15 protein-coding genes are annotated in these 12,653 nt (G+C 41.4%); 2 read left to right on the top strand and 13 right to left on the bottom strand.

The window, feature by feature from the left end; all coding sequences use genetic code 11:
• Nucleotides 1-90: 90 nt before the first annotated feature.
• Nucleotides 91-822 carry an HD-GYP domain-containing protein gene (locus NHN17_RS10045; protein ID WP_255042274.1) on the top strand — a complete coding sequence of 244 codons (732 nt, stop codon included), beginning with the start codon at nucleotides 91-93 and terminating at the stop codon, nucleotides 820-822.
• A gap of 255 nt (nucleotides 823-1,077) precedes the next feature.
• Here the strand turns inward: NHN17_RS10045 and NHN17_RS10040 are convergent, their stop codons facing one another.
• The 3 genes from NHN17_RS10040 to NHN17_RS10030 all read right to left on the bottom strand — a co-directional run bounded on the left by NHN17_RS10040 (nucleotide 1,078) and on the right by NHN17_RS10030 (nucleotide 2,774).
• Complete coding sequence (locus tag NHN17_RS10040; RefSeq protein WP_255042272.1) at nucleotides 1,078-1,380, bottom strand: zinc ribbon domain-containing protein; 303 nt, start codon at nucleotides 1,378-1,380, stop codon at nucleotides 1,078-1,080.
• A 529-nt stretch (nucleotides 1,381-1,909) separates the two neighbouring features.
• Nucleotides 1,910-2,191, bottom strand: coding sequence for a hypothetical protein (locus NHN17_RS10035; RefSeq protein ID WP_255042271.1), 282 nt, complete (start codon nucleotides 2,189-2,191; stop codon nucleotides 1,910-1,912).
• Between the two features lie 151 nt (nucleotides 2,192-2,342).
• Nucleotides 2,343-2,774 carry a hypothetical protein gene (locus tag NHN17_RS10030; RefSeq protein WP_255042270.1) on the bottom strand — a complete coding sequence of 144 codons (432 nt, stop codon included), beginning with the start codon at nucleotides 2,772-2,774 and terminating at the stop codon, nucleotides 2,343-2,345.
• 387 nt (nucleotides 2,775-3,161) lie between these two features.
• On the opposite strand from NHN17_RS10030, the gene NHN17_RS10025 reads away from it, so the two are divergent.
• Nucleotides 3,162-4,856, top strand: a complete 1,695-nt coding sequence (locus NHN17_RS10025) for a hypothetical protein (protein WP_255042268.1) — start codon at nucleotides 3,162-3,164, stop codon at nucleotides 4,854-4,856.
• A 159-nt stretch (nucleotides 4,857-5,015) separates the two neighbouring features.
• Here NHN17_RS10025 and NHN17_RS10020 read toward each other — a convergent pair whose 3' ends face one another.
• The 10 genes from NHN17_RS10020 to NHN17_RS09975 all read right to left on the bottom strand — a co-directional run bounded on the left by NHN17_RS10020 (nucleotide 5,016) and on the right by NHN17_RS09975 (nucleotide 12,620).
• The gene (locus NHN17_RS10020) at nucleotides 5,016-5,273 is read right to left on the bottom strand and encodes a hypothetical protein (RefSeq protein ID WP_255042267.1); all 258 of its coding nucleotides are present in this window, start codon (nucleotides 5,271-5,273) and stop codon (nucleotides 5,016-5,018) included.
• Between the two features lie 348 nt (nucleotides 5,274-5,621).
• A complete protein-coding gene (locus NHN17_RS10015) occupies nucleotides 5,622-5,966 on the bottom strand; it encodes a TraR/DksA family transcriptional regulator (protein WP_255042266.1) in 345 nt (114 codons plus the stop codon).
• A 129-nt stretch (nucleotides 5,967-6,095) separates the two neighbouring features.
• The gene (locus NHN17_RS10010; protein WP_255042265.1) at nucleotides 6,096-7,286 is read right to left on the bottom strand and encodes a DNA polymerase III subunit beta; all 1,191 of its coding nucleotides are present in this window, start codon (nucleotides 7,284-7,286) and stop codon (nucleotides 6,096-6,098) included.
• Nucleotides 7,287-7,742: 456 nt separating this feature from the next.
• On the bottom strand, nucleotides 7,743-8,030 hold the full coding sequence (locus tag NHN17_RS10005; RefSeq protein ID WP_255042264.1) for a DUF5983 family protein: 288 nt from the start codon (nucleotides 8,028-8,030) through the stop codon (nucleotides 7,743-7,745).
• Between the two features lie 406 nt (nucleotides 8,031-8,436).
• A complete protein-coding gene (locus NHN17_RS10000; protein WP_255042262.1) occupies nucleotides 8,437-8,766 on the bottom strand; it encodes a hypothetical protein in 330 nt (109 codons plus the stop codon).
• A complete protein-coding gene (locus NHN17_RS09995) occupies nucleotides 8,763-9,026 on the bottom strand; it encodes a hypothetical protein (RefSeq protein ID WP_255042261.1) in 264 nt (87 codons plus the stop codon). The genes NHN17_RS10000 and NHN17_RS09995 overlap by 4 nt, the downstream gene beginning before the upstream one ends.
• Nucleotides 9,027-9,154: 128 nt before the next feature.
• Nucleotides 9,155-9,457, bottom strand: coding sequence for a hypothetical protein (locus NHN17_RS09990; protein WP_255042259.1), 303 nt, complete (start codon nucleotides 9,455-9,457; stop codon nucleotides 9,155-9,157).
• Nucleotides 9,458-9,727: 270 nt separating this feature from the next.
• Entirely contained in the window at nucleotides 9,728-10,507 is a 780-nt protein-coding gene (locus tag NHN17_RS09985) for a PRTRC system ThiF family protein (RefSeq protein ID WP_255042258.1), read from the bottom strand.
• Between the two features lie 3 nt (nucleotides 10,508-10,510).
• Nucleotides 10,511-11,296, bottom strand: coding sequence for a prokaryotic E2 ligase family D protein (locus NHN17_RS09980; RefSeq protein WP_255042257.1), 786 nt, complete (start codon nucleotides 11,294-11,296; stop codon nucleotides 10,511-10,513).
• Between the two features lie 145 nt (nucleotides 11,297-11,441).
• Nucleotides 11,442-12,620: a hypothetical protein gene (locus NHN17_RS09975; protein ID WP_255042256.1), complete on the bottom strand. Its 1,179-nt coding sequence runs from the start codon at nucleotides 12,618-12,620 to the stop codon at nucleotides 11,442-11,444.
• Nucleotides 12,621-12,653: the final 33 nt, after the last annotated feature.

Here is a 12,653-nt window from a genome sequence, read left to right as displayed (position 1 = left end):
TTGCATAATTAATTAAGAAGACTGATGATAAGCTATAGTAATATTTAGCTTAAAACTAAAAATTTTTATTAATTTGGGCTTTGAATTTATATGTCAAACAACCATCAAATACTTGGCGTTAAAATAAACAAGTCCGACCAAGCTGAACTAACAAATAGCCTCAAACAGCTGGACGGGTTTATATGGGATATGTTGATCGGATTATCGGCTATTGCAGAAAACGTTACTGTGGACCAAGTCCACGCCCACACTCGCCGCTGCATGGCTTACACCCGAATCATCTTAGATGAAATGCTCATCTCGTCGATGCACGATGATGACAGAGACCTCATCAAGCGCAGGCCAGAGTACTATGACCTAATCCCACGTTGTTGTGGTCTGCATGATATCGGTAAATCACAGATCCCAGATCACCTGTTGAATAAACCTGGCAAGCTCAGCACGCAAGAATTTAGCTACGTCAAAGAGCATACACTTAACCCTTTCGAGACCTTCTTTAGCTTCCTAGAGACGCATAACACCAATCCGTTTATCATAATTCTTAAAGACTGTGTTAAACACCACCATGAGCGCTACGATGGCTCAGGTTACCCACTCCAGCTATCAGGTAATGATATTCCTCTCGTGGCGCGTATTATGGCCGTAGTGGACGTTATAGACGCCCTCACCACGGATTCGAGTTATTCGAGAAGGCGGAGTGTCGATGAGACCTTTGATTTCCTGATCTCGCAACGCGGAATCGCCTTTGATCCATATGTTATTGATGCAACGTTCCGACAGCGGCAGAAAATACAGGCTATCGCTAATCAAGACTCTCAATAAAACAAAGCTCATCACCTCCAGATATCAGGTGATGAGCTTTTTTTCGCCCCATTAAGGCACTTAACATGCCATTTTTGAGCTGTTTTCCTCATTTCGAACATGCTGTGAAATCCAGATGCCGAAGTGTGCTTCCTGAGAGAAATAAATCAGGTGACTACTCACTGCCCTTGTTCTGGCTAGGGTTTACGCCGTGATTGCTATATGAACAACTCCCAACGAAACGCTGCGCGTTTTGAAGGAGTTTCAAAAAAAAGCCTAAGCTGCCTTTTTAGGCTGGTTCCCAGCCTGAACACCTAACGCCCAGTTTAAATTAACTTGCGCACTGGCTACATCACGGGGCTTCTCACAGCCGCATTTGCATGAGTGCCAGCGTTCAGCTAAGGATTTTTTCTTCTTAGCTCCGCAGTCTGGACAGGTTTGACTTGGCTTAATTTGTTTTGTTGGCACTTCAACAAATTCGCTACTGGCTTCTTCCGCTTTGTATCGCAGCAAATTAAGAGTCATGGCTGGCGCTGTATTCAGGATTTCCCAATTTAGACCAGCCTTTTGTTTTACCATATTCCTTATCGCCAACCTCCTCAGCCTGACTTACTTACCGTTGATTGACTTACTAATATATGCCATTAACAAGTATGACAGTATTCCAAGAATCAGCAGGTACCAAGCACCTGCCACGAAGGGAACTATTTCTTCGCTAATGAAACCAGTCTTCTCAATGATCAAAAAATATAGACCAACTGGCGTTGCAGTTTTAGAGATAGACGACGCCAGTTTGTGCACTGTTGTAGGACTATCTTGCCGAGTAAAAGGAAATATTTTTTCCATAATAATCTGAAAGCATACGCTGAAAATTAGATAACCGATTATGAGAGAAAAGGTTGACATGTTACCTCCACTGTAGATTGTCTCTTTGGTTTATAACTTGTTATAAATCAGCAACTATACAACATCTGGAATAATTCGAAAGAAAACTGGTCTTATGATTGGTGTCCTCATTTTCATAACTCGCAAAACTCCACAGCTGACTTCGACCGATTCCGAACGTTCCAATTTTTCGTTGATGCTGGCTGTGATCAAAGCCTAATTCTCAATATTTTTCAAGGATGAACTGCTTGCGCTCGGGCTTACTAAGTCCTTGACCAAAACCTGTTCCATTATCAGAAATGCGGAATTGACTATCTAGTTCAAACGTGATGTGAATCTCTGAGGAGTTGCTATCAAAGGCATTCATGACTGTCTCTGCGACCGTTTTCGATAGAGAGCCTGCTTGGGCATAAATAGCCTGATAGATCAGGCTTTCACCCCCTTGAAAAGGTTGTTGTTCTTGGTTGATAATTTCATGGTTAGTTGATTGTTGGCCGGTGAACATTTTAGCTACTCCGCTGTAAAAGTAGCTCCATAGTATTAATTAAATTTCAATCTCAATTGGTCTACAGAATAAATTAGAAATTACAAGTCAGAACCCTTGAATTAATAATTTATTAATTTATTAGTAACAAGCATTGTTTATCTTGAAGTGTCTAGGATTTTAGACGTAAAGCAGGATTAGAGAACATTGTACCTGACAGCTTTTCTCCCAATACAGAATACAGTTGTTCAGAAAGAATAACGTTTTTTCCGTAGTACGATAAATTTAGTTGCGATTGGTCTATAAACTCAAAGGTAAATTTCCTGATCGGGCGAAGAGCAAAGACTGAGTATTCTAATCGCGTTGAAGCTACTTTAACCTTGGTGAGAGAAACTTTATGGTAACGCAATTTTCTAAAGTAAATTAATTGCTTTGTCTGTAAGTCAACAAACGCGTCCCTTCCAAGTGCGTGTAATTTATAACCAGCAAGGCCTTTGATTATATCCAAAAAGATATTTAATCTTTTCTGACGCACGTATGCACAGTAAAAGAAGGATAAATAACCGATGATCACTATCTGACCAAAATATGTATAGCTTTCCATGCAGCCTCATAAGAGCATGATTATTTAGATAATAGTCAATAATACTGCAAAACCCAGCTACATTTAAGTGATTGAGAAAATTCATGGACTTAGGATCACACTATGGTGAAGCGTCTTGCACGCCTCTTGCAAACATTTATGTTACACATGCAACAGTTGCGGAATATATAGTCAGTAAATATGTTTATGCCCTGCATGTACAATTTTAAATTTTGTATGTGTGTCAGAGCATTAACATTTGTAACACCGTACTGACTTTAAACTTTATCCTACGTATGTTTTAGTGTATAACTAACGTAAATCAACCATCCGTATATATTATTAAATCAAAACGGTGGTTGGATAACTTCATAAGTTATAAAATTTTAGAATCGACTCGGTGAAATTATGACGGAATCAACTGCTAATGACCATACCGGCAATAGCACAGTTAGTAGTGGGAAGGAAAAATCCACTATCAAGCTGCCGCTAAACGGCAAACCGTATTGGTTCGACTTGATCACGCTCGAACCTGACCAGCTCGGTAATGCTATTGATGTCTCTGATCTCAATCCTCGAAATCAAACCTATGTCGCGAGTACACTAGCAGTCGCGGATATAGAAGAAGATATCAAAACCCATGGCCAAATCATGCCAGCTTGGGGTTACCTCGATAAAAACACGGGCGAAACTATCGTTGTTGATGGCTCTCGTCGTTTACAAGTCGCATTGAGGAACAACCTTCCCTACACCATCTTCCGCGCCAACAAGAAACCGCCTGAAGAACAACTTAAAGTTTTTGCAAACTCACTAAGCAAGACAAAAGAGTTGAGCTTACTTGAACGTGGTGAGGTTTGGGCTAAGTGGATAGACAGTCAACAATTCAATTCTTATGTAGCAATCTCTAAGATTGAAGGTATCTCTGATACGGTAGTACGTGTCGGTGTATTGGCCTCCAAGCTTCCTGAAGAAATCTACATCTGTTTTACCGACCCGACTACATTAGGTAGACCAAACTTAGCGAAGCTGATCAACATCTACAGAAAGCTCGATGCCACCGGTGATCTCTCAGCAAGAATTGCTTTTAAGAAACGTTTTCTTGACGAAGTTGACCCTGACATTATTTCTCATGAGCTTTATACCGATAAAAATAAATCTCAACATAAGAAAAGAAAGAAGACACTTGAGCTATCAAAAAAACTGGCACTTCCTCTCAAAGAGTTACGCGAAACAGTTGATAAGCTGAATCTAAGACTCTCAGAAGCTGATAACGTAATCTCTAACAATCACACATTCATCAGAGAGTTAGAGGATTTAGTAAAACATAATAAACAACGTTTAAGTGAAGATGAGAGTTACAAAGTACCGGTAGAACAAGTACCTGAATCACTATATCCACGTGGCACTAAAATACCTGTCGCTCCTGAGCGCCTAAATAAAAAGGCGATAGATAAGATTACATCTCTAACAAAAGTTTTAGATGTTGAATTAGAAGAACGTGAGAAGATCGAGGCTAAACTCGATAAGAAACAAGCGGTCCTTGATCTGAAGAAGAGAAAACTCGATGCTTATCAAGAGCAATTGAGTGATCTTGATGAAGTAAGTGTGCCTATTCAATCCATCAATGGAGCTATCATTGAAAAGCTCGTTCAAATTTCAAATGAAGTTATTGAAAGCCTTACTTCCGGCCAAAGAGAAAGTAATGTAACAGAAATAGACACTAATTTAGATCATAATTCAACGGCTGCATCTTACTCAGTTAGCGTTAACGACAATGGTTTTAATGTGTCGTTCCAAAACGTGACCAACACGCAAAAATCAATCATCAATAGCCTTTGTGAATCTTTAGTCATTGAAGGCAATGAAGATATTGATGTTGATATTGAGTCAATTAGCCAGCAACTGAGTGAAGAGCAAAAACTAATAGCAGCGAAATTCCTGAGCAAACTTGTAGCGGATAGCCCGTCACCAGACAGCAGCAACGACTCCGGTAATGTCATTGGGTTACCACATTTGCCAAAGAAAAAGAAAGTAGAAACAAAAACTGCTCAATTAGGCAAAAAAGGGGGTTCTGAACTTGAATCCACTACAGTAATCCATTAATCATCACCAGCCTCTTGCACGGTTAGTTATCTGTCATACTAACCGTGCTTTTTTCAGCACATCTAATCTAACGATGTCGAAATTTTTGCATGATGCAATCGACAACTCCACTCATCGCTTGGCCACATCTTAATGAGGAACTAAAGGATCTATCTGGTACTACTTTCTGCCTAGGTAAGTAGCTCCCGGTTGTTGTGAAACTAATCTCTCACTGTCATGCCATTCGATTACTGAAAAATGGCTGTTAAAGCCAAGCTGATTCAATTTCTCCCTGATCTTATTACGAGCAATTTGCTCACCACCGTACTCAGCATTAAGTTGAGTTTTTTCAATCTCTATGAGCCGATTTCTACGGTTGTCAGTATGGCGAGTAGCGCATGATACATTTGCAGCAGTTACATATTTGGAGCATTCCATAAATCCCATCCTTTTCTGAAAACAAAAAGTGCTTCTTAAAAAAACAAAAACTACAGCTTAAAACTGTGCCAAACAAAAAGTGCTGCTTAAAAAAACAAAAACTACAGCTTAAAACTGTGCCAAACAAAAAGTGCAGTAAAAAATGGTTGTGTCATTTAACTAAGACTGATCTTACGAACTTTGTTGCTCTGCCTGATCACAATAATCAGCCACACCTCGAACGTTGATCTCGTCAGCCGTGACAGAACTTGAGATCGCCAAAAACTTTGGAAGCGCAGATCAATGAAAGCTGCTTCTTAGAGGTTTGGCTGGTGGCCTACCACAACTCGATCTTAAAAATTAATGAGCTTATCGGTATGGTTGTAGGCTTTCACAATCAACACAGCGAAGTGCTAGAGGTAAAGAGAGTAGCCTTCCAGCAGGTATTTGCTCGCCACATTCTATGCACAGTCCATATTCGCCATGCTCTGCTCTCCCAATCGCAGCCTGAATCTGGCGTTGCTTAACCTTTAGCTTATTTGCGTCACTAATAATACGGTTGAGGTCGTTAATGCTATTCGCTACATCCACTTCATCGCCACCGCTGCCGTTCTCTTCTCGGTGTTTTGCAATGTCGAACTTTTTGGCTTGTAGCTCAGTATTAATATTGTTTTGCAGGATATAAAGATTTTTTGATAGTTGATCGTGAGTCATTCCGTCTACTCATAGTATTCAGCAGGTCATTATTTGACCTGCAAGGCGCTGAATTTATTAGTTTAAATTATCTAACGTAGTATATTGTGTCAATATCATCCTTTGTTAAATGATGTTGCTGTAATTAGACTAACGCATTGGTATAACAAGGCTAAATTGGTAGTAATTCAATCCATCACTCACAGGCGATACCACCACACTGATCTGATTAATTTCTTTGTTATTGACTACCGTTTTGCCGAATGAGAGCAAAACCTGATCGGTATCTATCATCGAGACAACTGTTTTCAGATAGCCATAGTTAAAAGCGGTTTGGAGTTTGTCTGCTAAGTTCTCAATGACAATTGGCTGGGCAACCGCTGCGGTATACTCGTCAGTTACAACAATGTCTGTCCCGACCCCACCCTCAAAGGTAATTAAGCCAGATGGATTTATATCAAGGCCGAGCCTTGGTACTCGTACATCACTCATTGAGACTGATACCCGATCTAACAATTGACCAAAACTCTTTTTATGGACAATGAGGCTACCGAGTGATGTTTTCGGCATTACACCGGACAACTCAGGATAATTATCGTCTATGAGCTTGGCTGTAAGCCTCAGACTGCCTGTTGTCACCGCAAGGCTGGTATCACAAATGGATAGGACAATTTCTTCCGACTCAGATTGCAAATTACACAAGCTCTCATTAACGATTTTTTTAGGGATAGTAATCGCAATTTGTGTCTCCGCTTTTAGGTGGGGATTCAACTCAGGATCAATAGGCAACTTAATACACGATATTTTATGACCATCTGTAGCAATAAATGACATTAAACCACGCTCGATTTTTAAATGGATACCATTGAGGGCTGTACGCACATCGTCAGTCTGCGGCATACACCCACGAACCTTGACCAAGCCATATTTAAAGGAGTTGAGGTTCACCGTCAGTTGGATTGTTTTCTCAGTTGGTTGATCGGGGATCGGAAAATCGTCTGTGTCCATCACATCACACCGTATGCGGCTTCGACCACTTGATAACAACAAATGGTTATCCTTCTTTTCAAGAGTCACCGCTTGCTTACCGTAAGTTTTGACCGCGCCAATTAATTTGGCAGCCTTGACCGCAACAGAACCATCGGTCATTACTTCAATAAGGTCAGCCGCTACAGAGCGGTAATAGCTTGAAATATCATTAAGGCCAATCACTGCCATGCCTGAGTTGTTTGCGCCAATTGCGATGAACTCGGTTGCAGGATTAGTGGATTTTTTTGCAATACTGGCTGCATGAGACAGCCAGTAAGCCAGTTTTGAGGCATCAGAACAACGCACTTTCATAACGTAAACCATTGAATTACATTGGATAATTAAATTTTAGCGTTATAAAACAAAACCTAATTGATCTAGTAACACTGGAACAATAGCTGCTCCATCAATGGTTTAATAAGGTGATCGACACAACGGTTAAACCAGCTTTTCAGCGTTGTGATCTAGAAAAGTTAATCGCATTAGCCACCAGCTAAAAGCGACTTATCCATGAAAGCTGCTCTATTTGCACCTTTCCATGACAGGTAGCAAAAATGATCCGGTGTACCCGCGAAGCCAAATACGGTGCAACTGAGACTTGCTCATCAGCCGCCTAAACCAGCGAGGTACAGTCCTTTCAGTTCCTAACCGGCTTTTATAAGACCAAATTAACACAAGCTCACGCCAATCAAGCATGGTTGTTCTCCCTATTTTTAACTCAATATCACTATAAAAAACAATGGGGATGGAATCACCCCCTTTTATCAGTCACCATTGGAAAGTTTTTGCGCCTGCTAAATTATCTGCATCGCGGTCAAACTCAATGCAACGGAAACCTTGTCTTGCTGCTTCCGTCAGCAGATCATTCAAACTGTCACTAAAGACTTCACGAAAGTTATCTTCCGGCTCTTGATATAGTTTGACGAAGAATCCTGTATCTCGACCTGCTACCAATGAGCATTCTTCATCAGCAATAATGCCAAGCTGCTTTGAATCTTCTTCGCTAATATGGCTTGTTGAAATAACAACTGTTGTATACGTTTCTTGGAAAAACATGACAAATCACCTTCGCTAGTCGAGAGTTAATTTATTGGTACTTGATCAATGAAACTGTAATGAGCTGCTTTGACAGAATTGACGATACGATACACGTCCTTCCAGGTTGTTTTTCGCCCTAATTTTTGGACGTAGTATGTCTGACGGAAACTAATGTCACCATCATGCCAGCTCAATGTTTCTATTGGATCACATTTAACCGATACACCGTGTAGACTTTCTAACTTGCCGGTTAATATTGAATGTTTCGATTCAAGGGCAGCTTTAGAACCACCGAAACGTGTTTGTTCGATCTGTTTAAAATTAGCGTTCTCATCTTTTAATACCTTTGCTCTAGCATTCCTTCGTAAGAAGTTTTTAGGGGATATATGATCGGCTTTCCCAATGTAATATCATCGTATTACCATCAGTGCCGCTTACTAAAAGCAGTAAGAAATGCCTGAAGCATAAGGTTCGGATCAACATCCTCCATACAAAGACTGTGATCGATAGCCCTTAAATCGCCATAACTAATTGTTACTTTCTCTGGTTGCCCATACTGATCAATTAATGCCGCTTTAAAATTATCAAAGGCCGCTTCAACTGGTGTACCGAGTTGATCTTCTTCAATTCCTGCGAAACTGTTAACCATGAGCCAACCTGAGTTGTTATAGGTAATGACTGCCACTACTTCGTCGCCAATTCCGTTATATTCAACTTGCACTATCTTTGTTGTTGCATGGGCTGCCATCATCATTTCACCATCCTTGGATCGACATAACACTTGTGAGTACGAGCAACAATGTAGAACGGCGAATTAGTGAGTGAATCTATCAGTGATTCTAATGACATTACATCACTACTAAGAATCTCATTCGTAATCAGCAGAGCTGGCACTTTAATATGGTTAACAAGCACATCGCCAACTTGAATATTGTTTGCCGTTGCGCGTACCGCCTTTGGGTAAACAGCTAAGATTGCATCTATACATTTTTGGGTAGATGTATCAAAATTCATGGTGGGGTAACTCCATTGGGCGTTAAAGTACCCCTATTTTAACTTTCTAACTTCCATCACAATTGATCTAAAGGCAAGCAGACAAACCCACAATAGCTGGTATAAATACTCTCATCCAGGGAATGAATTTATCGGTTGATCACATTAGCACCAACTAAGAAACCAAGTACATTTTTTTCCGGATCTGACAAACGCGCTAAGTCACTATTGATTGTAGTGGTTGGCCTAACTTCTTCAATGAGCTTGCACTGCACGCCTTGGCTAGCATAATCATCATGTATAAGTGCTACCGCTTGTTCAAGTGACTGCGTTAAACAAAAGCGATATTGAGCGTTAATATGAATTTTTGAGCCTTGGAATTGTTGTGGCTGATTAAACCAAGCCATCAATTTTCGAAGGCGGTAGCCATTTTTGATCTGGTATTTATCCATAATAAACCTCTTGGTTGATCTAACGATACACACTAAAGTCGGCCTTGTTGAGTTTGCTTAACACCACTATTGCTTCGTTTGGGACTTCTCCAAACCATGTCGCCCAAGAGCGACCAATCAATTTTTGATAGACTCACTGCTCCCCCTTCCCAAACAGTCTCCATCGATTACCATCGTTATCGATCACAGGGATAGACCGGAAACATCTTTTCTTGCTACCCATTTTTAACTCCTTATATGAATGGGCGGCACAATAGCCGCCACATGAGGTTAAGCCGCTTGATTAGAGGTAAAACCGTAGATTGCCCATTGCTGCGGATCGATAGCTAGTGGATAACTGGTCAGCGTGTCCATATCGAAAAATAAACCATGATTGCTGATCTCACCTTTCTTAAATAGCGGGAACAACAGCATAGAAATCGCATCAGTCGCCAGCTTTTGGTTAACACCAAAGGTCTGCTTCTCAATGGCCTCCTGTGTGGAGCAACTAGGCTCAACTTGCTTTGTCTCGTCTACGGATTCCCACGCTTGGCCGAAAAGTTGGTAAGGCGAAGGTAGCGTATCAATACCGTCACCATCGGCCTGCGAACCTAAGATTGCCTGACCACAAGCCCTTGAATTTCCTAAGTCTAACCACAGTCCTCCACGGTTAGAATAGCGGTTTAATTCCTTAGCAATCTTCACTCGCGCACTGGCTGAGTCTACCGTTGTGATCACTAGGTCATAGTTGATTTGTCCAGTGAAGCACTCGTTACGGGCTTTCCAGTTTACCTCACCAAACTGATTAAAACGGTTCACTAACAAGCTGGCTTTGAAGTGACCAATATCGCGGTCGTTCCAGAACGACTGTCTTCCTATGTTTGGCCCTGACACGGTTTTCGGGTCATAGACCGTCACATCCAGTCCATGCCCACCAAGTCTCTGTGAAACAGCTGACATTTGAAAAAGGCAAGTCAGAGCATGGGAGCCAGTCCCCCCCGCCCCTACCAGTGCAACCGTGACTTTACGGCTAAAGCCTGACATTGATTCAGATAGCTTATACGAACGCATTATTTACACTCCTTTGTTGATCCAATTACCCAAGGTTTCGATATTACCGATTGGTTTTAGCCAGCTATCTGGAAACGGTTGTTTCGTTGCAGAAAGGTATGCCCATGCAGCCACCAGCTTGCGATAGGTAAACTTTTCTTCACCAAACAAATCGTGATGCATATACTCTGGTGCAAGTTCTTTATCGAACTTGGGATTAAAGCTAAAGAATTTGAAGCCACTGTAACGCGAGTTAAATAGGGCATCTTCACAGACGGAAAGAGACTTGAAATTGACTTTCTCTGGCATTTTGGCATTGCCGATACAGAGATTCGTGGCCTCATACATGTTGGCACAAGGCGCATGATAGATTGCCGTATTTGCATTTAGTTCTACATCACGTTCAACGGCAACCACGGAAAGGGTTCGTCTACGCTTTGAGGTTTTGAAAACCAACCGAGGGTATGTCACCGCAGTCAGAGCACTATATTCTGGGGGATTCGTAAACCACATCGGACAAGTACGAGGTTCGACATACCAGACAGTAAAATCATCATTATCAACAAGGACGTTACGAGGTATAAACTCCACCTCTTTTTCAACGTTCCGTTGGCTTACTGCTTTAATGTCATCAATAGCATTAATACAGGAGGTATCATCAAGCCATACCCCATCCAGCAATAAGCCATTTTCAATTTGGTGGCGAGTTATACCCGCAGACGTTAAAACCAACGCGAAATGAAATTCAATCTTGTCGGAGATCGGATTTAAATATTCAGGACTTGGTTTAGTTGGAGCTACAAATTCCATATCGAGATACCTTGTCTTAATCAACTTAGCCCCAGTATGACGAAATAATTTCGAAGACAATTGATCTACAGGATTGGTGGAGAATGTAGTGATATGGTGCAGATTAAAGAGAAGTCTAAATTATTGGTAGGAGGAATGTGACAGATCAATCATCTGACACAATATCAGCAAGGACATTGACCAAAGCGGTAGCTGTGAGTAAATCCAACAAGTCTGATGCTGATCGAACCATACTCATACTGGTTAAACCTGAGTTCCAATGGTGTTCATTGATCTCGTTAATTAGGTTTTCAACAAGGCAATCATTACCCTCCATAAAAGCAAATATAAAGCTCCCACTGAGTGCTACCTCATCTTGCTCATGGTAAATACGGTCTGGTGCATTTTCTAATTGATCCCGCAGCGTCTTTAATCGGGGGAAAACGGCCTTGTCATCTTCGGTTTGCGGTTCAGGCAGTGAGTCAATGCAGTGACGGAAGATTGCTTTCCAGCTTCCTAGGTGACTAACTTTACTCAACCTTTCTGATTGGCGTTCAGTGTAAATAGCCGCTTCAATATGAGCGCGTACCATACCCCCTTCAATTGGTTCACCATACGGAGTCAGTGAGTCCTCTTTTATCCCCATCAATTCCATTAACTCTAAATCTGACAGGTGATCGACATTATCCACATAGTCTCCCAAATGCCGGATAACATCTGGTGCAAAGGGTAAATTGTAATCATCAACTCCGTGCTGCCATTCCGCATCCATTAATTGAAATGAATCCATTACAGTTGCTTCAAGGCAGTTTTCCTCAGAGAGAATGTATAGTGAGGGAACCATGGTCATTATCGCCTCACTGTAGGATTGACTGTATTTGTCCATATCGACAGTACAGGCCACAACACAATCGGCAACCACAGAAAACACATTTTCACTAACTTCCAATGCGCAGCACTCGTTGTCCACTGACACCGTAGCGCGAACAAAATTTATATCTCGTTTGATACCTCCAAATTTTACTAATTCAGCTTCGTAAAAATCACGGCAATACCCCATAGCATCCTCGGCAATCTGATGATAATACTTAGGGAAGTCTTGTGCTGGAATGTCAAAGCCACATTCGTATAGCTCATTATAAATGGGAGATTTCGCTGCGGAGGCCAGTTCCAGTAAACTCGCAAACCTTTCTGCATTAAACCGTTTGGTCAAGTCGTAGTCGCCCCCAACCGGATCTATGGTCGCTTGTGCATTGAACGCATCAATCATGATATTTATCTGACTGATGTTGGTTTTCCGGTATTCAAAACACGGTAGCTTATCGACGGATTGTAGGGCTAACATAACGGTGACTCCAAAGAGTGGCAGCTCCAAAGC

Source organism: Photobacterium pectinilyticum (assembly GCF_024357955.1).
GTDB classification, from domain to species: domain Bacteria; phylum Pseudomonadota; class Gammaproteobacteria; order Enterobacterales; family Vibrionaceae; genus Photobacterium; species Photobacterium pectinilyticum.
The sequence above is the reverse complement of the archived record's forward strand: the minus strand, read 5'-3'. Positions and strand labels throughout refer to the sequence as shown.

Excerpts from the sequence above, each read along its gene's own strand:
- NHN17_RS10045 (WP_255042274.1), top strand. The coding sequence starts at position 91 with ATGTCAAACAACCATCAAATACTTGGCGTTAAAATAAACAAGTCCGAC.
- NHN17_RS10040 (WP_255042272.1), bottom strand. The coding sequence starts at position 1,380 with ATGGTAAAACAAAAGGCTGGTCTAAATTGGGAAATCCTGAATACAGCG.
- NHN17_RS10035 (WP_255042271.1), bottom strand. The coding sequence starts at position 2,191 with ATGTTCACCGGCCAACAATCAACTAACCATGAAATTATCAACCAAGAA.
- NHN17_RS10030 (WP_255042270.1), bottom strand. The coding sequence starts at position 2,774 with ATGGAAAGCTATACATATTTTGGTCAGATAGTGATCATCGGTTATTTA.
- NHN17_RS10025 (WP_255042268.1), top strand. The coding sequence starts at position 3,162 with ATGACGGAATCAACTGCTAATGACCATACCGGCAATAGCACAGTTAGT.
- NHN17_RS10020 (WP_255042267.1), bottom strand. The coding sequence starts at position 5,273 with ATGGAATGCTCCAAATATGTAACTGCTGCAAATGTATCATGCGCTACT.
- NHN17_RS10015 (WP_255042266.1), bottom strand. The coding sequence starts at position 5,966 with ATGACTCACGATCAACTATCAAAAAATCTTTATATCCTGCAAAACAAT.
- NHN17_RS10010 (WP_255042265.1), bottom strand. The coding sequence starts at position 7,286 with ATGAAAGTGCGTTGTTCTGATGCCTCAAAACTGGCTTACTGGCTGTCT.
- NHN17_RS10005 (WP_255042264.1), bottom strand. The coding sequence starts at position 8,030 with ATGTTTTTCCAAGAAACGTATACAACAGTTGTTATTTCAACAAGCCAT.
- NHN17_RS10000 (WP_255042262.1), bottom strand. The coding sequence starts at position 8,766 with ATGATGATGGCAGCCCATGCAACAACAAAGATAGTGCAAGTTGAATAT.
- NHN17_RS09995 (WP_255042261.1), bottom strand. The coding sequence starts at position 9,026 with ATGAATTTTGATACATCTACCCAAAAATGTATAGATGCAATCTTAGCT.
- NHN17_RS09990 (WP_255042259.1), bottom strand. The coding sequence starts at position 9,457 with ATGGATAAATACCAGATCAAAAATGGCTACCGCCTTCGAAAATTGATG.
- NHN17_RS09985 (WP_255042258.1), bottom strand. The coding sequence starts at position 10,507 with ATGCGTTCGTATAAGCTATCTGAATCAATGTCAGGCTTTAGCCGTAAA.
- NHN17_RS09980 (WP_255042257.1), bottom strand. The coding sequence starts at position 11,296 with ATGGAATTTGTAGCTCCAACTAAACCAAGTCCTGAATATTTAAATCCG.
- NHN17_RS09975 (WP_255042256.1), bottom strand. The coding sequence starts at position 12,620 with ATGTTAGCCCTACAATCCGTCGATAAGCTACCGTGTTTTGAATACCGG.